A 22,424-nucleotide genomic window follows, 5' to 3' on the forward strand; every position below is an offset into this window, starting at 1 on the left:
TTCGCGGAAATCACCAATATCGCATCATTTCGGTATTATCCCACCCGCTGCAGGAACCCAGAGCTTTTGCAAAAGAGGGACTTCTTCTGGAACTTCCCGCGCCTCATGGAGAGTCCAAATCGCAATTTCCGCATTCTTCCCAAAAACATCTAGCAATCGGTCAATTCGACGAATTAATCCTCGAGCATTTTTAATGCTTTCGGAGGCCACCATCTCAAAATCGTTCCGATGCACTCTGCTATCTAGGGATTCCAAAATTTGCCGACTTACCCTCCCTTTTTCCGTCGCCGCGAGCCATTTTTTTGTCGGCATTACCGAAACTGCCACGCGATGCGGGATCTGCGGAAGGCCATTGTTGGATGAATACCAAAAATACTGGGCACTTGGACCAAAAAATCCGCGAAACCACGCCAAATCATCCGCTACACCACTACTTTTTCGACGAATAAAGAGAGCATCCTCATCGCCGAGAATACCGGAAAGCGCAGAGGCCGCCGCCTCATCTGTTGAGTGAACAAAGATCAGATTTTCAATCTCTAGCTCCGAGAATATCGGAATAGAGTTTAGAGTAATTCCTCTAGAAGTGGCGCAGATAGGTGAAATAAAACCTCGATAGGAGATCGTGGTTTGATCTGCGAGTTTCCGGCACAATTTTTGGAAATCTGAGACAGTCTTGCATTCTCGCGCCTCGATTGCCAACGATCGAAAATGATCCGCAATTATGTCCCTGCCGAGATGATCGTCGATCCCCATCCTATCGAAGGAGATAGAGCTTCGCTGCAGATTAATTGGACATATTCCAGCAGGATCGAATATCGCCATAAACGGACGACGAACCACATACGACGGCCCATACATCTTATTTTTGTCTTGAATTTCGACGTACAACCCGTTTTTATAGCCTATTTTCTCTACCCGAATACCATTGACAGTAATTTCTGAGTCTAACAATCTTCCTTCATCTGCTGACTCTTCATTTTTAAATCCATATTTCCAAAGTATCGCTGCGTAAGGATTGGGTACCGGAAGCTCATGCCAGCTTCCGATCGCGCCACCCGGTACTGGCACCGCAACGTCCGACGACGGAACAAACTCCGCCCTTATTCGCTTCTTTTCGCGATATTGGTAACTTTCCGAAATATCGAATCCGCTCCAAACGTATTTCACACGGGGGTGCGCTTGTGCGAACCAATCGACTGCGGGCCAAGCGTCAAGTTCAATTACGTCTCCTGGCACCAACTGGTCAATCTTGCTCTGCGCCAAGTATGGTCGTAGTGCGTCGAAAACACGGCGATCAGAGACCCAAATCCTTATGCTCGTACCATGAGCGAACGCGCAACGCTTAAGTTCAACGATGGGGTCGTCCATGCGCCCGATGAACTCCAATCCATCGCTCTCGTCTCGATAGATATGCCGCGTTTGAACCTTGATCTCGTCTCCGAGCAGGAATGCAGCAAGGGCACCAACACCGAATCTTCCGCCGCGAAGGACCCGCGTGCGGCCGCTCTCATCCGTATGCTGACGCTTCCATACATCGCTGTTGCGAAAAGAAGCCCCCGCGATAAGAAAATATTTCGTAACGGTATCGAGCGTCATACCAACACCCGAGTCCGCCACTGTTATCCAGCCCGTACCGTCGTCTGACTCTTGGCATTCGACTCTAACGTCAAACTCGTCACCCAACTCAAAACTTCGGCTCTCTCTCTCCGAAAGGTCGCTGAGCTCCCTACAGGCATCAATGGCGTTTTGAACCAGTTCGCGAATTCCCACCTTGTGCGAGTAGTCGTAGAGCGGGCCGACCAAGAGCTTCAACAGGTCTGGTCCGGATGCATCAAAGCCAGCTTTGATTGGAATATAGGGGACCATTGTGGCGAACTCTTCCCGCTTATCCAAATTCGACCGTATACGCCGCCAAGTGAGACCCAACGCGGCCAGAGCGCCCAGACGGCCATACACTTCACCAATAGTTGCCCAAGACTCGTCTAGTTCGCGCTGAATGTCCTTAAAAAGGGCCGTCAGCTTGAGATATGTCCGGACGTCTACTGGCACTGCGTGCACGTATAGAGCCTCCGGATCTTCATGAAAGGTGGACACGTCACGGACGGCGAAATGATTTCGCCATTCTTGGCGAGAAACCGGACTTCTAAGTTCTTTGACACTCAGCAAGCTTTTTAACGCTCGCTCGCTTTTAACTTGAACGTAATCTGCAATTCTGAGCACCGCCATCAAAAATGGCGTTTTAATTTTTCTATATTCAGGAATCCGGCTGTATCTGCTCGTTATGTACGAAAATGTGGATCTGATCGACATCCCGTGACTGCGCGCAACCAACCCAGAGATATCTCGAATTTCCGAGTCGAGATCAACCAGCTCGAGCTGCGGTCCGTTCTTTTTCGGAACACCTTGCAACGCTATCTCATGTGCTAGCCTCGCGTGATGTCGACGAACGAATTCGCCAATTAACAGACAATCGCGTTCTGACAAATCGTCTATTTTGAATTCGGCGACGTTAACAGGATCCGAATCACCGAATATCGCGACGAGTTTCTCTTGTCCAAATCTTCCTGCTTCACCGAGAAAATCATTCCAAAGTTGATGCCACGGTCTATCCCCGAGCCCCAAAATTAACGGCGGATCAATTTGAGTAACGAGAGCGCGAAATCCGTCCTGCGTCAAATGCATACCACAATCGTGAAGCAAAATCGACATGCAAAGAACCGCAACGTCCTCCGCACTCAAGAGATCGCGACTCTGGTCGGAAACAAGAGACGCGGCGGTCTCTAACACATCCTTAATGTGACGTGGGCTATGGTCGGTGAAACCTGGGAAAAAAGGCATGCCGCTTTGCTCTAGCCACGGCTCAAATAGATCGAGATTCTTACGCACAGCTGCATCTAGTTCGGGCGCTTTCCGGAGAACATCTTCAAACAAGCTTGGCAACGTAATCATTTTTTTCTACTCAACTGAAGCATTTAGCACCGCCGACGAATCTTGTAATAGCCCCGACCTCGCAACGCGGGTAACGGCCGCCAGAAACATCTTTTTGCCGGTCGATGGACAGCCGAAATGTTGTAGTCGTATTGTATCGCGGCAACAGAAGGAAGGTTGTCGCGGTTGAGCCGAATACGCGGCGGATTAAGTAGCTAACAGCCGGAAACCTCAATGGCTACTTCCTGCACCGTAATTACGCCCCCTGTATTTGGCACGAACTCTTCGGGCGTCCGACACTACGCCGCCTTTCTCGATGCTTCCAGTTGCCAATTCCCGGCGGGCGGCTTGAATACGTTAACAGCGTCCGCGAGATGCTCGGGCACAAGGTGTGCGTAGGCGTATAAAGGGCGCCGACTTCCCGTCCGACAGGTATAGCCATCTTCCCGAGCTTGGTACGCAAAGTCAAAACGTGCTTGGCGCCCGAAACCGGCGCAAGCCTATCCTGCAGTCACTCGCTTTTATATTGTTTTTCATGCCGTCGGGTAAACGTTTTCGGCAGGCTTGAGCCGAAATGTCCGTACGATAATCCGGCGCGACCGCGAACTACGCTTCATCAGCCTGCTGGCTTTCCTCTCGCACCGCGTTCGGATTCGGTGAGAAGCGTCGATCGTGTCTCTCAGTGATACGGGACAATTCCGTGCGGTAATCCGGTCGTGTCCGTTACGTAAACGCGGGAGTCTGTAAGTTCGCCTATTGCTCTCGGCAACCTCGCATCCCGAATCCGGAAGACCGATCTCGCTTCGTCGGTCTATTGTGCTTTCACAGTCGGTACCTACGTTGTCGAAAGTGTGCGGAAACCTGATGCGACTCCACGCAAAGAAGCGAAGCCCCCCGCGCCATTGTCGGTATGCGAGAACGTGACGCACACTCGACTGGCCCGAATGAGGTCGTTTGGCAATTTGTGAATCGATCTGCGTCGGCGCGCGCCCCCCAGTCAGACGATATTAATTTTCGTTGGCTCATGCTGCGTTGGTCACCAAGCGTAGCGTTCTAGCCGGTTTCGGAATATTCCCCGCCGCTAGCTCATCGAGAAAATCGGCCCAGTTCTGAACCATCTCACGGCGCTGCTCAAGAAACGTCGCGCGATCGTAGCTATCGCCCAGCTCCTCGCTCGATACGTGAGCCAGATGACGCTCGATCACCTCCCTGTCCCACCCGAGATATTCCCGGATCAGCGTGCGAGCCGTCGCACGGAAACCGTGTCCGGTGATCTGCTCTTTAGTGTCGTAGCCCAGCGTACGTAGCGCACTATTAATCGTGTTTTCACTCATGTAACGCGTCGCCTCGGAGCGCTTGGCTACACTACGAAAAATCGGCCCCTTCGGCCCGGTTAGCGGATGCAAATCTCTCAGGATCTCCATGGCCTGTGATGGAAGCGGCACCACATGCGCCGGCGTGCGGCTATCTCGCTTCTTCCATTCCCGCATCTTCATTTTTTCGGGCGGACAGATCCAGACTGCACCATCAAGATCGATATCTTCCCAGTGAGCGAAACGTAGCTGGCCAGGTCGCTGGAAAAGCAACGGAGCAAGCTGTAACGCTGCACGGGTAATCACATGGCCGTTGTAGGCGCGAATATCGCGCAGCAGCTGTCCAAGCTGGTTCGGATCGGTGATAGCTGGGTAATGGCGGCTACGGACTGCGGGGAGTCCGCCGGTACGGCCATTCACAAAATTGTTGGCTGGTTCCAGAACGCCAGTATCAACTGCGTACTGATACACATGCTGAATCGTCTCGCGAACCCGCATCGCGGTTTCAAGATTGCCGCGCTCTTTGATGCGATGCAAACAACGCACCACTTCGGTCGGCTTGATCCCGCCTACAGGAAGTCGCCCCACCCAGGGAAAGACGTGCAGTTCCAAGTAGCGGATGATTTTCTCGGCATACCCGGCAGACCACTGGCGGTCCTTTTCCGACGCCTTATGCCATTCTCGTGCCACCAACTCAAACGTGTTGAGCCGAGCCGCCTGCTCTTGCTCCCGCTTCTCGCGCCTCGCTCTTTGGGGATCAATCCCGTCTTCTCGCCGCTTCATTTCTTCACGGGCCTTTCGACGAGCCGCTGCAAGCGAAACAATTGGGTATCGGCCGAGCCCTAATTTGATCTCTTTGCCGTCGCGCTTGTAGCGGTAAATCCAGACCTTACGTGTCTGTCGAATCCGAAGGTACAGCCCATCGCCATCTGGCAGGAAATATTCCTTCTCGCGAGGCTCCGTATGCTTGATCTGCAACTCGGTGAGCTGTCCCATGGTGTACCCCAGAAATTAAAATCGAGGAAAAACCATTTTGGGGTACGCCGCCGGGCATATGCAAACCCCGGCTTTCGCAGGAATTCCCGGGCTTTCCGCGGACGCAAAAATCCTGCAACGCCTTATCCGGCGTGGCTTTTCAGGATTTCAGTGGATTTCTACAGAAACAGGGATGGCGCGCCCGGCTGGGATCGAACCAGCAACCCCTGCCTTCGGAGGGCAGTACTCTATCCATTGAGCTACGGGCGCATTTGTGCAAAAGCGCTGCCACCAGACCGAAGAACACGGGGATAGCAGCGCTGCGAAGAGACGGCAAGGATACCCGGTTTCGGTGAAACCGTCCACCGCGTGCGGCGGGCGGGGTGGGCGGCGAATACACCCGAAAAACCACCCGCAACCTCACAGGGTCCGATCAAAAAGGCAAAACCGCACAAAACGCACCACATCTCCGGGTAAACGCCCGCTACACAGCCGCCGTGCGCATGCACCTGATGCGGACCCATGCGTCTATAATTTTTCCTGTTTGATCCATCGCAAGGCTGTTGCCGTCCTGCTGTCACGCTCACCACCATCCCAATGGGAGACGAGACAAACATGAGCGAAGCACCCAACGGAACCCCGATCAAAACACCCGGCCAGCTGATCGCGGCTGTCATCGCGGCGTTTGCCGTTCCGATCACCATCATCATCCTGCTCGCCTACTACGTCGACAACACGACGCGCACCGGCGCGGGCACCGATGAACTCGCCCCCGACGCAGTCGCCCAGCGCATCGCGCCCGTCGCGCAGGTCACCATTCGCGATGCCAACGCGCCGCATGTCTACAAGACCGGCGAGCAGGTCTTTCAGGCCGTCTGCTCGGCATGTCACGCGACCGGCGTAGCGGGCGCGCCGAAGTTCGGCAACTCGGGCGACTGGGCGCCGCGCATCGCGCAAGGCTATGACACGCTCTGGCACACCGCGCTCTCCGGCAAGGGCGCGATGCCGCCGCGCGGCGGCACCAGTCCCGACGACTACAGCGACTACGAAATCGGCCTCGCGGTGGCCTACATGGCGAACCACGGCGGCGCGAACTTCCCGGATCCGCCGAAGCCCGCGGCCAACGCCGCCAACGCGGCAGAAGCAGCACCAGGTGCAGCGGCGGCGGCAAGCGCACCGGGCGCCGCTGCGGCCGTGGCCGCGCCCGCCAGCAATCCGTAGACGGCACCAGCCCCCACCGCTCCGGCGCCTCGGACGCCGAAATGAAGGCCGCCGTCGATTACATGGTGAGCGCAGCGAAGTAAGTCCACGCTCACAATCCAGCAGGATCCGCAAGAACAAAGGGCTGCATCGCGAGATGCAGCCCTTTTCACGTCCAAAGGTCCGAAGCCCGGACCGGCGCGCGCCACCGCGCGAGTCGTGCAAGTTCGTCAACCCTTTTGCAGCAGCGCCTTCAAGCTCGCAAGCCGGTCCTTCGGCGACATCGGCGCTTCTTCCGGTGTGGGCGGCGGCGCGTCGTCCAGCCCCATCTCGGGGATGAAGCGCGACGCCTCGCACACCACGGTCTCTCTCGCGCGCTTGCGCTTCTTGCACCAGTTCAGATGCAGGCTGCGCTGCGCGCGCGTGATCGCGACGTACATCAGCCGACGCTCTTCCTCGATGCGCGCGTCGTCGATCGGTTCGTCATCCGCGCCGCCGCGATGGGGCATGATCCCCTCTTCCACGCCGACCAGAAACACGTGCGGATATTCAAGCCCTTTCGACGCGTGCACCGTCGAAAGCCGCACCGCATCGGGGTCCTCTTCCTTGCCTTCGAGCATCGACATCAGCGCCACCGTCTGGATCAGGCCCAGCAGGTTCTTGCCGGTGTCGGCGAGACCGTCGGCGTTGTCGTAGCCCGTGGCTTCGGTATCGTCGCCGGGTTCGGGCTCCGGCTTCGTCCCTTTGCGCTTGAGCCATTCGAGGAATTCGAGCACGTTCTGCCACTTCGACTGCGCCTGGCGCTCGTCGAACGTGTCGTACAGATAAGCCTCATAGTGGATCGCTTCCATGAGGTCGTCGAGCACGACCGTCGCCGGTTCCTTCTCCGCACGCTCGGCAAGACGCTGCATGAAGTCGCAGAACACGCGCATCGGCTCGACCTGGCGCGCCGAAAGCCGCGCTTCGATCCCGCCCATGTACACCGCCTCGAACAGCGACACTTTCGCCTGGCCCGCAAACGAGCCGAGCGCTTCGAGCGTCGTGTTGCCCACGCCGCGCCGCGGCGTCGTGATCGCGCGAATGAACGCGGGATCGTCGTCGGGGTTCGCGATCAGGCGCAGATACGCGCAGAGGTCCTTGATTTCGGCTTTGTCGAAGAACGATTGCCCGCCCGAGAGCACATACGGAATGCGTTCGCGCCGCAGCACCTGTTCGAAGATGCGCGCCTGGAAGTTGCCGCGATACAGGATCGCGTAATCGCGAAACTGCGCGCGCCGCTCGAACTTGTGCGCCGAGAGCCTGAACACCACCGATTCGGCCTCGTGTTCTTCGTCGTTGCACGGCGTGACGGTGATCGTATCGCCCATGCCGTGCTCGGACCAGAGCTTCTTCTCGAACAGTTTCGGGTTGTTCGCGATGACGTTGTTCGCCGCCGTGAGAATGCGCACTGTCGAGCGATAGTTCTGCTCGAGCTTGACCACGTGCAGCTTCTGGAAGTCGCGGCCGAGCTGCGCGAGGTTTTCGAGCGTCGCGCCACGCCAGCCGTAGATGGCCTGGTCGTCGTCGCCCACGGCCGTGAACGCCGCGCGCGGGCCCGCCAGCAGCTTGAGCAGTTCGTACTGGCAGGCGTTGGTGTCCTGGTACTCGTCGATCAGCAGATAGCGCAGCTTGTTCTGCCAGCGCTCGCGCACCGCTTCGTTCCGCGCGAAGAGTTCGCTCGGCAGGCGGATCAGGTCGTCGAAGTCGACGGCCTGGTACGCATGCAGCGTCGCCACGTAATTGCGGTAGACGATGGCCGCCTGGTGCTCGTCCTCGTTCGACGCCGTGGCGAGCGCCTCTTCGGGCATCACGAGGCCGTTCTTCCAGAGCGAGATGATCGACTGGATCTTGCGGATGAAGCCCTTGTCGGTCGAGCCGACCTGCTCCTGGATCATGGCGAAGCAGTCGTCCGAATCCATGATCGAGAACTGGGGCTTGAGGCCCAGATGCTCGGCTTCCTGGCGCAGGATCTGCACGCCGAGCGAGTGGAACGTGCAGACGGTGAGCTGGTTCACCGGCACCTTGCGGCCTTCTTTGCCGGGCGTCGTAAGCGTCTTGCCTTCGAGCAGCTTGCCCACGCGCTCGCGCATTTCGGCGGCGGCCTTGTTGGTGAACGTGACGGCCGCGATATGGCGCGGCTCGAAGCCTTTGACTTCGATGAGGTGCGCGATCTTCTGCGTGATCACGCGCGTCTTGCCGCTGCCCGCGCCGGCGAGCACGAGACAGGGACCGTCGAGATAGCGCACCGCTTCGCTTTGGGCGGGATTCAGGCCTGCGGACATCGTTGCTGGATTGGAAAAACGGGTGGATCGGGTGGATCAGACGGGGCGGGGTGGGATGTTAACACGGCGAGCCGATCGGCCACCGAGGGCCCGCCGTCCACCGCCCGCCGCGTGCCACAATAACGCCCACCCGCCCACCACGGCTGCGGCTCGTGCCGCGCCCACCTTGCAGGAGTCGCCCCATGACTTCACCGCTGAAAATCGGCCTGATGGGCTATGGCTTCGCCGGCCAGACCTTCCACGCCCCCGTGATCGCGTACTGCGCGGCCACGGTGCTTGCTGCCATCGCCACCGGCCAGCCCGAGCGCGCGCGCGCCGACTTTCCGGATGCCGCCATCGTCCCCGATCTCGACGCGCTGCTCGCACTCGACGACATCGAATGCGTCGTGATCGCGACGCCCAACGACACGCACTTCGACCTCGCACGCCGCACGCTGGAGCGCGGCAAGCACGTCCTCGTCGACAAGCCGGTCACGCTGAGCGCCGCCGAGGCGCGCACGCTTGCCGCGCTTGCAGCGGCGCGCGGACTTGTGTTCGCACCCTTTCACAACCGCCGCTGGGACGGAGATTTCCTCACCGTGCGCGCGCTCCTGGCAAGCGGCGAACTGGGCCGCGTGACGCACTTCGAATCGCATTTCGACCGCTTTCGCCCACAGGTGCGCCAGCGCTGGCGCGAGGATGCCGCGCGCGGCGGCGGCCTGCTGTACGACCTCGGGCCGCATCTGGTCGACCAGGCGCTCGCGCTCTTCGGCGCCCCCGAAACGGTCACCGCATTCGTGCGCACGCGCCGCGACGGCGCGACAGCACCCGACTACGTCCATCTCGTGCTCGGCTACGCGAATCACGACGCGGTGCTGCACGCAAGCGCGCTCGCCGCATTCTCGCCGCGCTTCGTGATCAACGGCACGCGCGGCGGCTATCTGAAGAACGGCCTCGACACGCAGGAGGACCAGCTGAAGGCGGGCCTGCGCCCGGGCGACGCGGGGTTCGGCGCGGGCAACGAGGCGGGACGGCTGCATGTCCTGCTGGATGGCTCCCCGGGCGACGTCGGCACCGAGACCGAACGCGTGCTGCCCACCGTCGACGGCGACTACACGGGTCTCTATCGCGCGCTGGCCGCGTCGATCCACGACGGTGCGCCGTTTCCGGTGAGCCCGCAGGACGCCGTCGACGTGATGACGGTCATTGAACTGGCGATGCAAAGCACCGCCGAGGGCCGCACGCTCCCGTTCGTGTGCGCGGGCTGACTGGGCACATATCCTGTGATTCGGGCGCGAGGCGCCCGAATTCCCCCTTGTCGGACAGCGTGCACAGCGCTGAAGCCAATGAAGGGGGCGCACCAGCCGTGACACATGCGCGTGCGCGCGCCGTCATCGCGCGGGTCACATGAAACGTTGGGTGCAGGGACAACACCTCAAATCGCACCTCAAGTCGCACTTCAGCTCAGGCTTCAAGCGCGACAACGACCAGAAAAGGAGTCTTGCATGTCCCGCATCGCCCGCGCGCTCGCCGCCAGCGCGCTCGTCTCGACGCTCGCCGCATGCGTCATCACCGGGCCGCAGCAGCGCCCCGCAGGTCCGACGCCGCACGCGCTCTCCGTCGACCGGCTGCATCGGGTGGAGGGCCGCATCGACAACCTGGGCCGCCGCCTCGACACGCGTGTGAACGAGGGCTACTACGCGCAGCCGCAGGGCGCCGCGGTCCATCGCCGTCTTGACGAGATCCGCCGCGAAGCGCATGACATGGCGGCCCAGCACGGCGGCGGTCTTTCGCCCGACGAAGAGCGCGTGCTCAACGAGGAACTCGACACGGCCGCGCGCGCGATCGGCGAATAATTTTCGCAACGCGCACCCATCAGCCCCCCTCGCGCGGGGAATTTTCCGCATTGACACGCCCCGTGCGCGTCGCGCACAATCGCTGCGCGCGCCGGGAGAGCGCGCTGGCAGCCGCTTGATATGCAAGCAAACGAAGCAGACAAGCGCCGCCAGCGCCGCCGAAGGGGCAACCCACAAACTCTCAGGCAAAAGGACCGTGCGCGCCGGACCGCTGATCCATCCGCTTGCGCGTTTTTCGCGCTCAGCGAATGGAAACGCGTGAACGTCCGAACTCTGGAGAGCGACAGTAGAACGGCGGCTCAGCCGCGTTCAGGCTGCCCACCGAAGGGGCGCGCGCCGCGAAGCGCTGCCATGCGCAGCGAACGGCGCAATCTCTCAGGTACCGAGGACAGAGGGGCCATGCACGAAGCGTCCACAGGCACACCGCCTGCGGCGTTTCATGCATGGCCTTTTTTGTTTTCGACCGTGACGAGATCGCCCCATGACCGAACTGAAACACACTCCGCTCAACGCCACGCACCGCGCGCTTAACGCCCGTATGGTCGATTTCGGCGGCTGGGATATGCCCGTCAACTACGGCTCGCAGATCGACGAGCATCACGCCGTGCGCACCGACGCCGGCATGTTCGACGTTTCGCACATGTGCGTCGTCGATTTCGCGGGCCCGAAGGCACGCGAATTCTTCTCCCACGCCATCGCCAACAACGTCGCGAAGCTCACGACGCCGGGCCGCGCGCTCTACTCGTGCATGCTGAACCCGCAAGGCGGCGTGATCGACGACCTGATCGTCTATTACTTCGCCGACGACCAGTTCCGCACCGTCGTCAACGCGGGCACCGCCGAGAAAGACATCGCCTGGTTCCAGAAGCTGAACGCCGAGGGCGGCTTCGGCCTCACCATCACGCCGCGCCGCGATCTGGCGATCGTCGCCGTGCAGGGCCCGAACGCCCGCGAGAAGGTCTGGCAGGTGGCGCCCTCCGCACGCAGCTGCACCGAAACGCTCAAGCCCTTCAACGCCGCGAAGATCGACGTCACGCCGTTCGGCGAATTGATGATCGCGCGCACGGGCTACACCGGCGAAGACGGCTTCGAAGTCGTGCTGCCGGTCGCCGCCGTGTGCGAGTTCTGGGACGCCCTGCAACGCCAGGGCGTGAAGCCCTGCGGCCTCGGCGCGCGCGACACGCTGCGCCTCGAAGCCGGCATGAACCTCTACGGTCAGGACATGGACGACAACGTCTCGCCGCTCGACGCGGGCCTCGCCTGGACCGTCGACATGAAGGAGCCGCGCGATTTCGTCGGCCGTGCCGCGCTCGAAGCCAACGGCTCGCGCATGGCGTTCGTCGGCCTCATCCTGCAGCGGGAAAACGGCAAGGCGGGCGGCGTGCTGCGCGCGCACCAGAAGGTGCTCACGCCGTTTGGCGAAGGCGAAATCACGAGCGGCACTTTCTCGCCGACGATGCAGGAATCGATCGCCTTCGCGCGCGTGCCGAGGGGTGCGCAACAAGGCGTGCAGCCGGGCGACGTCGTGCAGGTGCAGATCCGCGACAAGGCGCTTTCCGCGACCGTGGTAAAACTTCCGTTCGTGCGCAACGGCAAGGTGCTCGTCGGCTGACCGGCGCGCTTTTTGCGTTGCGCACGTCCCCTCTTTTCAAGCATTAGCAAACCCATACCGCGAACCACGCACTGGAGCATTGAATGAGCATCCCGGCCGATCTGAAATACACCGAATCGCACGAATGGGTCCGCACGGAAGCCGACGGCACGTTGACCGTCGGCATCACCGACCACGCCCAGGAAGCGCTCGGCGACATCGTGTTCCTGGAACTGCCCGAAGCAGGCCGCACGGTCGGCGCAGGCGACGCCGTCGCGGTGATCGAGTCGGTCAAGGCCGCCTCGGACATCTACGCGCCGGTCGCAGGCGAGATCGTCGAATCGAACAGCGCGCTCGTCGACACGCCCGACGTCGTGAACGGCACGCCCTATGAATCGTGGCTCTTCAAGATCAAGCCGGCCGCGGGCGCTTCGCTCGACAAGCTGCTCGACGCCGCCAGCTACGAAAAGGCCATCGGCGCTTAACTCCCACCGCTTACGGCGCGGCAGCCCATGCGCGGCCGCCGCGCCCCGCTCTGCGCGGGATGGCAGTAAGCGCTAAAGCGCTAACTGCCATCGACAGGAAAAAACCATGAAGCTCGAACACCCGGATCATCTGATGAACACTTCCCTCACGCTCGCTGCGCTTGAATCGCACGACGCCTTCGCCGGCCGCCACATCGGCCCCGACGCGGCCGGCCAGCAGGCGATGCTCGACACGCTCGGCTTCGCCTCGCGCGCCGCACTGATCGAAGCTGTGATTCCGGCCGCGATCCGCCGCAAGGAAGCGCTGCCGCTCGGCCCGTTCGCCGCGCCGCGCACCGAAGCCGAAGCCCTCACGGGCCTGCGCGCGCTCGCGGACAAGAACCAGGTGTTCCGCTCGTACATCGGGCAGGGCTACTACGACACGCACACGCCGGCCGTCATCCTGCGCAACGTGCTCGAAAACCCGGCGTGGTACACCGCGTACACGCCGTATCAGCCGGAAATCTCGCAGGGCCGCCTCGAAGCGCTCCTGAACTTCCAGCAGATGATCACCGACCTCACCGGTCTCGCGATCTCCAACGCGTCGCTGCTCGACGAAGCCACCGCCGCTGCCGAAGCGATGACGCTCGTGCAGCGCACCAGCAAGTCGAAGTCGAAGGTCTTCTTCGTCGCCGACGACGTGCTGCCGCAAACCATCGAAGTCGTGAAGACGCGCGCGAAGCCGATCGGCCTCGAAGTCAAGGTCGGCCCGGCGAATGAAGCCCCGCAAGCCGGCGCGTTCGGCGTGCTGCTGCAATATCCAGGCGTCAACGGCGACGTGCGCGACTACCGCGAACTCGCCCAGGCCGTGCACGCCGCGGGCGGCGCGGTGATCGCCGCCGCCGACCTGCTCGCGCTCACGATCCTCACGCCGCCGGGCGTCTGGGGCGCGGACGTGGCCATCGGCAACGCGCAGCGTTTCGGCGTGCCGATGGGCTTCGGCGGCCCGCACGCCGCCTATATGGCCGTGCGCGACGAATTCAAGCGCCAGATGCCGGGCCGTCTCGTCGGCGTGACCGTCGACGCGCAAGGCAACCCCGCACTGCGCCTCGCGCTGCAAACGCGCGAACAGCACATCCGCCGCGAAAAGGCCACGTCGAACGTCTGCACGGCGCAGGCGCTGCTCGCGATCATGGCGAGCATGTACGCGGTCTATCACGGCCCGCACGGCCTGAAGACGATCGCGCAGCGCGTGAACCGCGTCGCGGCGATCCTCGCGGCCGGCGCGAAGCAGCTCGGCTACACGCTCGTCAACGAAACCTTCTTCGACACGCTCACGTTCGAATCGGGCGCGCGCACCCAGGCGCTCATCGACGCAGCGCTCGCGCGCGGCATGAACCTGCGCCACGTCGGCGAAACGCGCGTGGGCGTGTCCGTCGACGAAACGACGACGCGCGCCGATCTCGCCGATCTGCTCGCCGTGTTCGCGCAAGCCGCGTTCGCGGACGCCGCGCCGTCGCTCGATGCGCTCGACGCCGCAATTTCGAAGCAGGTCGCGGCGTCGTTCCCGGCAGCGCTCGTGCGCGAAGGCGCGTATCTCGCGCATCCGGTGTTCAACCGCTACCATTCGGAAACGGAAATGCTGCGCTACCTGCGCAGCCTCTCCGACAAGGACCTGGCGCTCGACCGTTCGATGATCCCGCTCGGCTCGTGCACGATGAAGCTCAACGCGACCTCGGAAATGCTGCCGGTGACGTGGCCCGAGTTCGGCCGCATTCACCCGTTCGCACCCGCCGAACAAACGGTCGGCTATCGCGAGATGATCGATCAGCTCGAACAGATGCTCGTGGCCGCAACCGGCTACGCCGCCGTCTCGCTGCAGCCGAACGCGGGCTCGCAAGGCGAGTACTCGGGCCTGCTCATCATCCACGCGTATCACGCCTCGCGCGGCGAAGGACATCGCAACGTCTGCCTGATTCCGGCCTCGGCGCACGGCACAAATCCGGCGTCGGCGCAGATGGCGGGCATGCAGGTCGTCGTCGTGGCCTGCGACGCGCAAGGCAACATCGACATCGCCGATCTGAAGGCGAAGGCCGAACAGCACGCCGCCAATCTCGCGGCGATCATGATCACGTATCCCTCGACGCACGGCGTGTTCGAACAGAACGTGCGCGAAGTCTGCGAGATCGTGCACGCGCACGGCGGCCAGGTCTATGTCGACGGCGCGAACATGAACGCGATGGTCGGCCTCGCAGCGCCCGGCCAGTTCGGCGGCGACGTTTCGCACCTGAACCTGCACAAGACCTTCTGCATCCCGCACGGCGGCGGCGGACCGGGCGTCGGCCCGGTCGCGGTCGGCGCGCATCTCGCGAAGTTCCTGCCGAACCAGCTTTCGAGCGGCTACAAGCGCGACGATCACGGCATCGGCGCCGTAAGCGCAGCGCCTTACGGCTCGGCTTCGATCCTGCCGATCTCGTGGATGTACATCGCGATGATGGGCGCGGCCAACCTCACGGCCGCCACCGAAGCCGCGATCCTCAACGCGAACTACGTCGCGAAGCAGCTCGCGCCGCACTTCCCGGTGCTGTACAGCGGCCCGGGCGGACTCGTCGCGCACGAGTGCATCCTCGATCTGCGCCCCATCAAGGATGCGAGCGGCATCAGCGTCGACGACGTCGCCAAGCGTCTGATGGACTACGGCTTCCACGCGCCCACGATGAGCTTCCCGGTGCCGGGCACGCTGATGGTCGAGCCGACCGAATCGGAATCGAAGGAAGAACTCGACCGCTTCATCGCCGCGATGATCGCGATCCGCGAGGAAATCCGCGCCGTGGAAGAAGGCCGCGCCGACAAGGAAGACAATCCGCTGAAGCACGCGCCGCACACGGCGGCGGCGGTGGTCGCCGACGACTGGAAGCACGCGTACTCGCGCGAACAGGCTGCGTACCCCGTGCGCTCGCTGGTGGCGCAGAAGTACTGGCCGCCGGTCGGCCGCGCCGACAATGCCTACGGCGACCGCAACCTGTTCTGCTCGTGCGTGCCGGTCGGCGAGTACGACGACGCGCAGGCCGCAGAGGCACAGCAGGCGTAAAGCGCGACTCATGCCGCCAGGCGCGCCGCCGGTTACCGGCGCGCCTGGCTGGCGTCGCACTCACATTTGCCGCCACAAACCGTTACCATCACACACCTGTCAGGCTTGAATCAGGGAGTCCCGCATGGCGCGGAAGGTGCGAACGGTCTCAACCCGGGCGTCGACCCGGCGGATGCGCAACGGCGCAAAACTCGCCTGTGCGCTGGCTGCGGCCTGCGCCTGGTTCGCCTCGGCGCCCGCGGCACACGCGGCGATGAATTTCTGCGCGGCACCCGCGCTGCAAACGAGCGAGCGCACCAACGCGGACCCCGGCGTGAAGACGCTCGTCGCGCAGGTCGCGGCGCGTGTGAACGACATGCCGCACCCGGTCGCCACCCTGCACACCGAAGGCACCCTGCCGCACGAGGGCATCTACGACCGGAGCGTCGAGGCCGCTAACGAACTCGACCTCATGCGCGACGCTGCGCTCGCGTGGCGCGCGACGAGTGACGACCGCTTTCTGAAGCTCGTCGACCGCTTTCTTACCGCCTGGGTCGCCACCTATCGGCCGAGTTTCAATCCGATCGACGAAACGCGCTTCGAAGGGCTGATCCTCGCCTACGACATGACCGCGAGCGCGCTGCCCGTCAAGACGCGCAACGCGACCATGGCGTTCCTGACCCGCTTCGCGAACGGCTACATCGCACAGGTGGACGCGCAGCCGCGTCCGCTCAAGGGCAATTTCGCGAACAACTGGCAGAGCCATCGGGTCAAACTGATAGCGATGATCGCGTTCACGCTCGACAACCGGAAGATGATTGCGACGGCGCAGCGGCTCTTCGTGGAACACATCGGCGACAACATCGCGCCCGACGGCTCGACGCGCGATTTCGCCGAGCGCGACGCGCTGCACTACGTCGCGTACGACCTGCAGCCGCTCGTGACAGCCGCGCTCGCCGCGCGCCGCCACAACCGCAACTGGCTCAACGAGCGGGCGGCGAACGGCGCGACGCTCACGCGGGCGCTCGACTGGCTCGCGCCCTACGCGATGGGCGAGAAGACGCACGAGGAGTTCGTGCACTCGACGGTGGCCTTCGACGCGCGGCGGCGCGAAGCCGGCCTGCCCGGCTTCTCCGGCCCGTGGGATCCGAAGAACGCCGCCGAGTTGTTCCACCTGGCGGCCCGGCTGAACGGCCGCTTTACGCCGATCGCGCTCAGGCTCGCGCCGAAGCCGCCCGCCTGGCTCGCCGTGTGCCTGCCGCTGCCCGCGCGCTAGGAGCACCAGGAGCACCAGGAGCACCACGAGCACCACGAGCACCAGGCGGCCCGGGCCACGCGGCGCACAAGTACGGACACGCGCGCGGTCAAAAGTATGACCATGCGCGCGGTTATTAAACGAGACAGCAGTTTTTAGCAAGCAGGAGTACCAGACATGGCAGTCAGCGTTTTCGATCTCTTCAAAATCGGCATCGGACCGTCCAGTTCGCACACGGTCGGCCCCATGCGGGCGGCGCTGATGTTCGTCGAAGGACTTGAGCGTGACGGTCTGCTCGCGGCCACGGCATCGGTGAAATGCGAGCTGTACGGCTCGCTCGGCGCGACCGGCAAGGGCCACGGCACCGACCGCGGCGTCATGCTCGGGCTGATGGGCGACGCGCCCGACACGGTGAACCCCGACACCATCGCCGAACGGCTCGAAGCCGTGCGCGCATCGCGTAGCCTCGCGCTCGCCGGTCATCACACGATCACGTTCGTCCCGAAAGAGCACATCGCGTTCTATCGTCAGGCGCTACCCGAGCATCCGAACGGCATGAAGCTGCGCGCGTACGATGCCGACGGCGCGACGCTGCGCGAAAGCACCTATTTGTCCGTGGGCGGCGGTTTTGTCGTGACAGCCGGTGCGGCGAACACGAAGGTGCTGGCTGCCGCAGCGCAACTGCCGCGGCCGTTTCGCACGGGCAACGAGCTGCTCGCGCTGTGCGCCTCGACCGGCAACAGCATCGCGCAACTGATGCTCGAAAACGAGCGCGTCTGGCATACCGACGACGAAATCCGCAGCGGCCTGCTGCGCATCTGGGGCGTGATGCAGTCGTGCGTCTCGCGCGGCATCGGCGTCGGCAACCCGGCAGCCGAAGGCACGCTGCCGGGCCCGTTCAATGTGAAGCGTCGCGCGCCGCAGCTGTATCGCGCACTCACCGACAACCCCGAGCGCGCGCTGCAAGACCCGCTCTCGATGATCGACTGGATCAACGTCTACGCGATCGCCGTGAACGAAGAAAACGCCGCGGGCGGGCGCGTCGTCACCGCGCCGACCAACGGCGCCGCGGGCATCATCCCGGCCGTGCTGCACTACTACGTGCGCTTCACGCCGGGCGCGACCGAGCAGGGCGTGATCGACTTCCTGCTCACCGCTGCCGCCATCGGCATTCTCTACAAGCTCAACGCGTCGCTTTCCGGCGCCGAAGTGGGCTGCCAGGGCGAAGTGGGCGTCGCGTGCTCGATGGCCGCGGGTGCGCTCGCCGCCGTGCTCGGCGGCACGCCGCAGCAAGTCGAGAACGCCGCCGAGATCGGCATGGAGCACAACCTCGGCCTCACCTGCGATCCCGTAGGCGGCATGGTGCAGATTCCCTGCATCGAGCGCAATGCGATGGCCTCCGTGAAGGCCGTCAACGCTGCGCGCATGGCGCTGCGCGGCGACGGTGAGCATTATGTCTCGCTCGACTCGGTCATCAAGACCATGCGCGAGACCGGCGCCGACATGAAAACGAAGTACAAGGAGACCTCGCGCGGCGGCCTCGCGGTGAATATCGTCGAGTGCTGACGCGCCGCGCGCGTCTTTCTTTGCTACGCCACGCGCGTCGTCCTTTGCCGGGTCGCGCGCGTTGCCCTTTCCTTTAAAACAAACGACAGGAGACAGCAACACATGACCGCGACCACGCCGCCGCACGATTCCGCCAGCCGCGCAAGCGCACCGACCACCACGGGCGCGCGCCTCCTCGTCGACGCGCTCGCCACGAACGGCGTGACACGCGTGTTCTGCGTGCCGGGCGAGAGCTACCTCGCGGTGCTCGACGCGCTCTACGACGTCACCGACCGCATCGAGACCATCGTCTGCCGCCACGAAGCTTCGGCCGCGAACATGGCCGAAGCCGCGGGCAAGCTCACCGGCAAGCCGGGCATCGCGTTCGTCACGCGCGGGCCGGGCGCGACGCACGCGTCGATCGGCGTGCACACGGCGTTCCAGGATTCGTCGCCGATGATCCTGCTGATCGGCCAGGTCGCACGCGAGCAGATGGACCGCGAGGCGTTTCAGGAAGTCGACTACCGGCGCATGTTCGGCCAGATGGCGAAGTGGGTCGCGCAGATCGACGACGCGCGCCGCGTGCCCGAATATCTGAGCCACGCATTCCATATCGCAACTTCGGGACGCCCCGGGCCGGTCGTGCTCGCGCTGCCCGAGGACATGCTGAGCGATGCGTTTCCCGCCGCCGACGCGCAGCCCGTCGCGCCCGCCGCGCAGCGCGTGCAGGCCTCGCCTTCGGCCGCGCAGATCGAGCAGTTGCGCACGCTGCTCGCAAACGCGAAAAAACCCTTCGTGATCGCGGGCGGCCACGGCTGGACCCGCGCGGCCTGCGTGGATCTGCAGCGCTTCGTCGAGAACTGGCGCTTGCCCATCGGGCTCGCGTTCCGCTTCCAGGACACGCTCGACAACGATCACCCGAACTATGCGGGCGACGTGGGCCTCGGCATAAATCCGGCGCTGGCGCAGCGCATCCGCGAGTCCGACGTGCTGCTCGCGCTCGGCCCGCGCCTTGGCGAAGCGACCACGGGCGGCTACGCGCTCCTCGACATTCCGAAGACGAAGCAGACGCTGATCCACGTTCACCAGGGCGCCGAAGAACTCGGGCGCGTCTATGCGGCCGATCTGCCGATCGTGTCGGGCCTGCCGGAAATCGCATCGATGCTCGCGGCGCTCGACGTGCCCGCCACATGCGCATGGGACGGCTGCGCCGAGGAAGCGCACCGCGCGTATCTTGCGTGGCGCGAGCCGCGTCCGATGCCCGGCGATGTTCAGATGGGCGAAATAATCCAGCAACTGCGCGCGCGCCTGCCCGACGACGCCATCGTCACGAACGGCGCAGGCAACTACGCAACGTGGCTGCACCGGCATTTCGCGTACCGTCACTTCCGCTCGCAGCTCGCGCCCACCAGCGGCGCGATGGGCTACGGCGTGCCCGCCGCGATTGCCGCGAAGTCGCTCTATCCGGCGCGCACCGTGGTCGCGCTCGCGGGCGACGGGTGCTTCATGATGTCGGCGCCGGAAATCGCCACGGCGATGCAGTACGGGCTCAACGTCGTGTTCATCGTCGTGAACAACGGGCACTACGGCACGATTCGCATGCACCAGGAGCGGCATTATCCGGGGCGTGTTCACGGCACGCAGCTCACGAACCCGGATTTCGCGGCCTTCGCGCACGCGTTCGGCGCGCACGGCGAAGTCGTCGAATCCACGGCAGCATTCCTGCCCGCGCTGGAACGCGCGCTCGACGCCGGGCGGCCCGCGCTCATCGAGATCCGCATCCCGAAGGACGCGAGCACGCCCGCCATGACGCTCACGCAGATTCGCGAAGCGGCGCTCAAGCAGGGCGCGTAAGCGCCAGCCAGTCGGCCAGTCCGGTTTCCTCCGGCGGGGGGTGAACGGGCAATCCAAAGGATTGCCCGTTCACCACGATGGCTGACATTCTGCCCTCGCCCATTACGGCGGTGAATTTACCGCCGCCAAGGTCGTGCGTTGGCGCGTGATGATCTGAATCCCGACAGCCCGAAAAATATAGGAGTACTCCAAATCGAGTCATGGGATCGTCATATTGGCCCCATATCATCCCTTTCATTTTTGAAAGAAAAGCCAGCGACTGGCATCGGTTGGCTCCTGTTGGAATAGAGGAATAGACAGCGTCAATCGAATCGAAATGGCGGGGTTGCTGGATGCCTGCTTTTTGCGCTGCCGGATTCAACAGCGATCTTGATGGTTAGTACTGCAGGTTATTCATGATGGCAAGACGGTTCCCGCCGGGTATTCGAACCCGGTAAACAAGGCGGTCGGCGGCGTGTAGCCGGCGAAGTATGAAATCAGACACGCAGACATCTCTTTCCGAAATCCAGGTCCCTCCGATAACCACATGCAAAGAAACATGCCAAAGAAATTCATGAGCAAGGGCGTCATGACTCTTATCGCCACCTCGGCCGTGCTCGCCGGCTGCGCTACGCCGGGAATGGAAAGCAAGGCCGACTCGTACAGTGTTCTCGATGTGAATCAGCGTCAGGAAGTTCGCACCGTCGAGATTCTGACGATCCTGCCGGGAAAGGTGCAGGTCAGCAACGCCGAGAACAAGAAGGCCGCACAAATGGCCGGTGCGGTGCTTGGCGCACTCGCAGGTGCGGCCGTCGGCGGCTCGACCGGCCCGGGTGGCTGGGAGCGCACGGGGGTGGGTACCGTCGCAGGCGGCGCCGCAGGGGCGGTGGCAGGCTCGATGGTGAGTGACACGGTTCTGGTCGACGGCGTGCAGATCATGTACCGCGACGGCAAGTCGGCGTTTGCCTCGGCTCAGGTCGGCCGGGTGTGTGAATTCAAGCCCGGCCCCGCGATGATGGTCGGTTCCGATACGACGACGCGTATTCAGCCGAACGCACAATGCCCGGTCGCTGACGGGACAAAAAGACCGGAGCAGCAGGTGAGCAAATGAGGCGCGGAGTTTTCGCTCTTTCATTGCTATCGGCAATGCCTGCTTTTTCGCAAGAGCAAGCGCCCGTCAATCTCGACAATGGCCTCGCACGCATGCAGGCGCTGGAATCGAATGCGGAGTCCGAGCGCGCCGCGCAGCAGCAAAAAGCCGAAGCCGACAACCGCAAGCGGCGACAGCAGGAAGAGGCGGCCCAACGCAAGCGCGCGCAGGCGAAGGCTGCAGCACAGGAGCAGGCCAATCGCGAGCGGCAGGCTTCGATTAACCGCCAGCGTGAGATCGAGGATCAGGACCGCAGCTACGAGAACCGCTACAAGGAACTACAACTGAAAAAACTGGAAACGCAGGTTAATCGCGAGAACGATCTGATCAACGCGGATCTGGCGCGCTCGAAAGCGGAAACGGACGCGGTGCAATCCGGCGCGGAGGCTTCCCGCAACGTCAGTAAGGGCCTTCAAAAGAATCTGCAGGACGCCAATCGGCACTGGTGGGAAAAGTAAAATTCTTTGCGGATTACCGGGCCAGGCGGCGCTGATCTTGAGAAACAAGTCGGCGCCGTCGCGATAGCCGTAGGCCATACCAGGATTGCACCGCGATCATTCCGTAATGACAATGTCATTGCACCATGCTAGAGTGCAAGTGATCTAATGCATTGGAGGATCGCTTCCATGACTGCACAGAATGCATTGCCCGCCAAGCGGGAAACCCTGAACATTCGCATCAAGCCTGAAGAGCGAAGCCTGATCGACAGGGCCGCGAAACTACGGGGAAAAAACCGCACCGATTTCGTGCTGGACGCCGCGCGCAATGCCGCGGAAGAGGCGCTACTCGATCAGACCATCATCACGAGTTCGCCGGACGCCTACGCGGCCTTTCTGGCGCGCCTCGACATGCCTCCACAGCCAAACGAGCGCTTGCGCAAAATGCTCCAGACGCCGGCGCCGTGGGATACGGATCGATGATTGGAGCGCCCGGGCCACTCGCGT

General features: G+C 62.8%; 15 protein-coding genes, 1 tRNA gene, 1 pseudogene and 2 riboswitches. Of the genes and pseudogenes, 12 read left to right on the forward strand and 5 right to left on the reverse strand.

Annotated features, from left to right (window positions below; all coding sequences use genetic code 11):
• Window positions 1-24: 24 nt before the first annotated feature.
• From ACFPTO_RS10180 to ACFPTO_RS10190, 3 genes are all read right to left on the reverse strand, one after another.
• Window positions 25-2,949 (reverse strand): HD domain-containing protein, encoded by a 2,925-nt coding sequence (locus ACFPTO_RS10180; protein WP_377711243.1) that lies wholly within the window; start codon window positions 2,947-2,949, stop codon window positions 25-27.
• Window positions 2,950-3,950: 1,001 nt separating this feature from the next.
• Entirely contained in the window at window positions 3,951-5,237 is a 1,287-nt protein-coding gene (locus ACFPTO_RS10185; protein ID WP_377711244.1) for a tyrosine-type recombinase/integrase, read from the reverse strand.
• Window positions 5,238-5,410: 173 nt separating this feature from the next.
• Window positions 5,411-5,486: transfer RNA gene (locus ACFPTO_RS10190), tRNA-Arg, on the reverse strand.
• Between the two features lie 345 nt (window positions 5,487-5,831).
• Here ACFPTO_RS10190 and ACFPTO_RS10195 point away from each other — a divergent pair.
• Window positions 5,832-6,434 (forward strand): annotated as a pseudogene (locus tag ACFPTO_RS10195) (c-type cytochrome); the annotation flags it as partial.
• A gap of 212 nt (window positions 6,435-6,646) precedes the next feature.
• Here ACFPTO_RS10195 and ACFPTO_RS10200 read toward each other — a convergent pair.
• Window positions 6,647-8,737: a UvrD-helicase domain-containing protein gene (locus ACFPTO_RS10200; RefSeq protein ID WP_377711245.1), complete on the reverse strand. Its 2,091-nt coding sequence runs from the start codon at window positions 8,735-8,737 to the stop codon at window positions 6,647-6,649.
• A 182-nt stretch (window positions 8,738-8,919) separates the two neighbouring features.
• On the opposite strand from ACFPTO_RS10200, the gene ACFPTO_RS10205 reads away from it, so the two are divergent.
• The 8 genes from ACFPTO_RS10205 to ACFPTO_RS10240 all read left to right on the forward strand — a co-directional run bounded on the left by ACFPTO_RS10205 (window position 8,920) and on the right by ACFPTO_RS10240 (window position 20,351).
• Window positions 8,920-9,984 carry an oxidoreductase gene (locus tag ACFPTO_RS10205; RefSeq protein WP_377711247.1) on the forward strand — a complete coding sequence of 355 codons (1,065 nt, stop codon included), beginning with the start codon at window positions 8,920-8,922 and terminating at the stop codon, window positions 9,982-9,984.
• 237 nt (window positions 9,985-10,221) lie between these two features.
• Window positions 10,222-10,572 carry a lipoprotein gene (locus tag ACFPTO_RS10210; RefSeq protein WP_377711248.1) on the forward strand — a complete coding sequence of 117 codons (351 nt, stop codon included), beginning with the start codon at window positions 10,222-10,224 and terminating at the stop codon, window positions 10,570-10,572.
• A gap of 82 nt (window positions 10,573-10,654) precedes the next feature.
• A riboswitch (glycine riboswitch) is annotated at window positions 10,655-10,778 on the forward strand.
• A gap of 57 nt (window positions 10,779-10,835) precedes the next feature.
• Window positions 10,836-10,974: riboswitch (glycine riboswitch) on the forward strand.
• Window positions 10,975-11,053: 79 nt separating this feature from the next.
• On the forward strand, window positions 11,054-12,184 hold the full coding sequence (gene gcvT / locus ACFPTO_RS10215; RefSeq protein WP_377711249.1) for a glycine cleavage system aminomethyltransferase GcvT: 1,131 nt from the start codon (window positions 11,054-11,056) through the stop codon (window positions 12,182-12,184).
• An 83-nt stretch (window positions 12,185-12,267) separates the two neighbouring features.
• The gene (gcvH, locus tag ACFPTO_RS10220; protein ID WP_377711250.1) at window positions 12,268-12,648 is read left to right on the forward strand and encodes a glycine cleavage system protein GcvH; all 381 of its coding nucleotides are present in this window, start codon (window positions 12,268-12,270) and stop codon (window positions 12,646-12,648) included.
• A 106-nt stretch (window positions 12,649-12,754) separates the two neighbouring features.
• Window positions 12,755-15,718 carry an aminomethyl-transferring glycine dehydrogenase gene (gene gcvP / locus ACFPTO_RS10225; RefSeq protein WP_377711251.1) on the forward strand — a complete coding sequence of 988 codons (2,964 nt, stop codon included), beginning with the start codon at window positions 12,755-12,757 and terminating at the stop codon, window positions 15,716-15,718.
• Window positions 15,719-15,971: 253 nt separating this feature from the next.
• Window positions 15,972-16,973 carry an alginate lyase family protein gene (locus tag ACFPTO_RS10230; protein ID WP_377711714.1) on the forward strand — a complete coding sequence of 334 codons (1,002 nt, stop codon included), beginning with the start codon at window positions 15,972-15,974 and terminating at the stop codon, window positions 16,971-16,973.
• Between the two features lie 156 nt (window positions 16,974-17,129).
• The gene (locus ACFPTO_RS10235) at window positions 17,130-18,518 is read left to right on the forward strand and encodes an L-serine ammonia-lyase (protein WP_377711253.1); all 1,389 of its coding nucleotides are present in this window, start codon (window positions 17,130-17,132) and stop codon (window positions 18,516-18,518) included.
• Window positions 18,519-18,620: 102 nt separating this feature from the next.
• The gene (locus ACFPTO_RS10240) at window positions 18,621-20,351 is read left to right on the forward strand and encodes a thiamine pyrophosphate-binding protein (RefSeq protein ID WP_377711254.1); all 1,731 of its coding nucleotides are present in this window, start codon (window positions 18,621-18,623) and stop codon (window positions 20,349-20,351) included.
• Here ACFPTO_RS10240 and ACFPTO_RS10245 read toward each other — a convergent pair.
• Window positions 20,335-20,712 (reverse strand): hypothetical protein, encoded by a 378-nt coding sequence (locus ACFPTO_RS10245; protein ID WP_377711255.1) that lies wholly within the window; start codon window positions 20,710-20,712, stop codon window positions 20,335-20,337. The genes ACFPTO_RS10240 and ACFPTO_RS10245 overlap by 17 nt on opposite strands.
• Window positions 20,713-20,889: 177 nt before the next feature.
• On the opposite strand from ACFPTO_RS10245, the gene ACFPTO_RS10250 reads away from it, so the two are divergent.
• From ACFPTO_RS10250 to ACFPTO_RS10260, 3 genes are all read left to right on the forward strand, one after another.
• Window positions 20,890-21,441, forward strand: coding sequence for a hypothetical protein (locus ACFPTO_RS10250; protein WP_377711256.1), 552 nt, complete (start codon window positions 20,890-20,892; stop codon window positions 21,439-21,441).
• 92 nt (window positions 21,442-21,533) lie between these two features.
• Window positions 21,534-21,938: a DUF5384 family protein gene (locus ACFPTO_RS10255; protein ID WP_377711257.1), complete on the forward strand. Its 405-nt coding sequence runs from the start codon at window positions 21,534-21,536 to the stop codon at window positions 21,936-21,938.
• A 168-nt stretch (window positions 21,939-22,106) separates the two neighbouring features.
• A complete protein-coding gene (locus ACFPTO_RS10260; RefSeq protein ID WP_377711259.1) occupies window positions 22,107-22,400 on the forward strand; it encodes a type II toxin-antitoxin system TacA family antitoxin in 294 nt (97 codons plus the stop codon).
• The last annotated feature ends 24 nt before the right edge of the window (window positions 22,401-22,424 follow it).

It is taken from the genome of Paraburkholderia denitrificans, assembly GCF_042655705.1.
Classification (GTDB): domain Bacteria; phylum Pseudomonadota; class Gammaproteobacteria; order Burkholderiales; family Burkholderiaceae; genus Paraburkholderia; species Paraburkholderia denitrificans.

What these genes read in the sequence shown, in the direction of transcription:
- ACFPTO_RS10205 (WP_377711247.1), top strand. Translation starts at nt 8,920, where the DNA reads ATGACTTCACCGCTGAAAATCGGCCTGATGGGCTATGGCTTCGCCGGC.
- ACFPTO_RS10235 (WP_377711253.1), top strand. Translation starts at nt 17,130, where the DNA reads ATGGCAGTCAGCGTTTTCGATCTCTTCAAAATCGGCATCGGACCGTCC.
- ACFPTO_RS10240 (WP_377711254.1), top strand. Translation starts at nt 18,621, where the DNA reads ATGACCGCGACCACGCCGCCGCACGATTCCGCCAGCCGCGCAAGCGCA.
- ACFPTO_RS10230 (WP_377711714.1), top strand. Translation starts at nt 15,972, where the DNA reads ATGAATTTCTGCGCGGCACCCGCGCTGCAAACGAGCGAGCGCACCAAC.
- ACFPTO_RS10250 (WP_377711256.1), top strand. Translation starts at nt 20,890, where the DNA reads ATGCCAAAGAAATTCATGAGCAAGGGCGTCATGACTCTTATCGCCACC.
- ACFPTO_RS10200 (WP_377711245.1), bottom strand. Translation starts at nt 8,737, where the DNA reads ATGTCCGCAGGCCTGAATCCCGCCCAAAGCGAAGCGGTGCGCTATCTC.
- ACFPTO_RS10210 (WP_377711248.1), top strand. Translation starts at nt 10,222, where the DNA reads ATGTCCCGCATCGCCCGCGCGCTCGCCGCCAGCGCGCTCGTCTCGACG.
- gcvT (WP_377711249.1), top strand. Translation starts at nt 11,054, where the DNA reads ATGACCGAACTGAAACACACTCCGCTCAACGCCACGCACCGCGCGCTT.
- gcvH (WP_377711250.1), top strand. Translation starts at nt 12,268, where the DNA reads ATGAGCATCCCGGCCGATCTGAAATACACCGAATCGCACGAATGGGTC.
- ACFPTO_RS10185 (WP_377711244.1), bottom strand. Translation starts at nt 5,237, where the DNA reads ATGGGACAGCTCACCGAGTTGCAGATCAAGCATACGGAGCCTCGCGAG.
- ACFPTO_RS10255 (WP_377711257.1), top strand. Translation starts at nt 21,534, where the DNA reads ATGCAGGCGCTGGAATCGAATGCGGAGTCCGAGCGCGCCGCGCAGCAG.
- gcvP (WP_377711251.1), top strand. Translation starts at nt 12,755, where the DNA reads ATGAAGCTCGAACACCCGGATCATCTGATGAACACTTCCCTCACGCTC.
- ACFPTO_RS10180 (WP_377711243.1), bottom strand. Translation starts at nt 2,949, where the DNA reads ATGATTACGTTGCCAAGCTTGTTTGAAGATGTTCTCCGGAAAGCGCCC.
- ACFPTO_RS10260 (WP_377711259.1), top strand. Translation starts at nt 22,107, where the DNA reads ATGACTGCACAGAATGCATTGCCCGCCAAGCGGGAAACCCTGAACATT.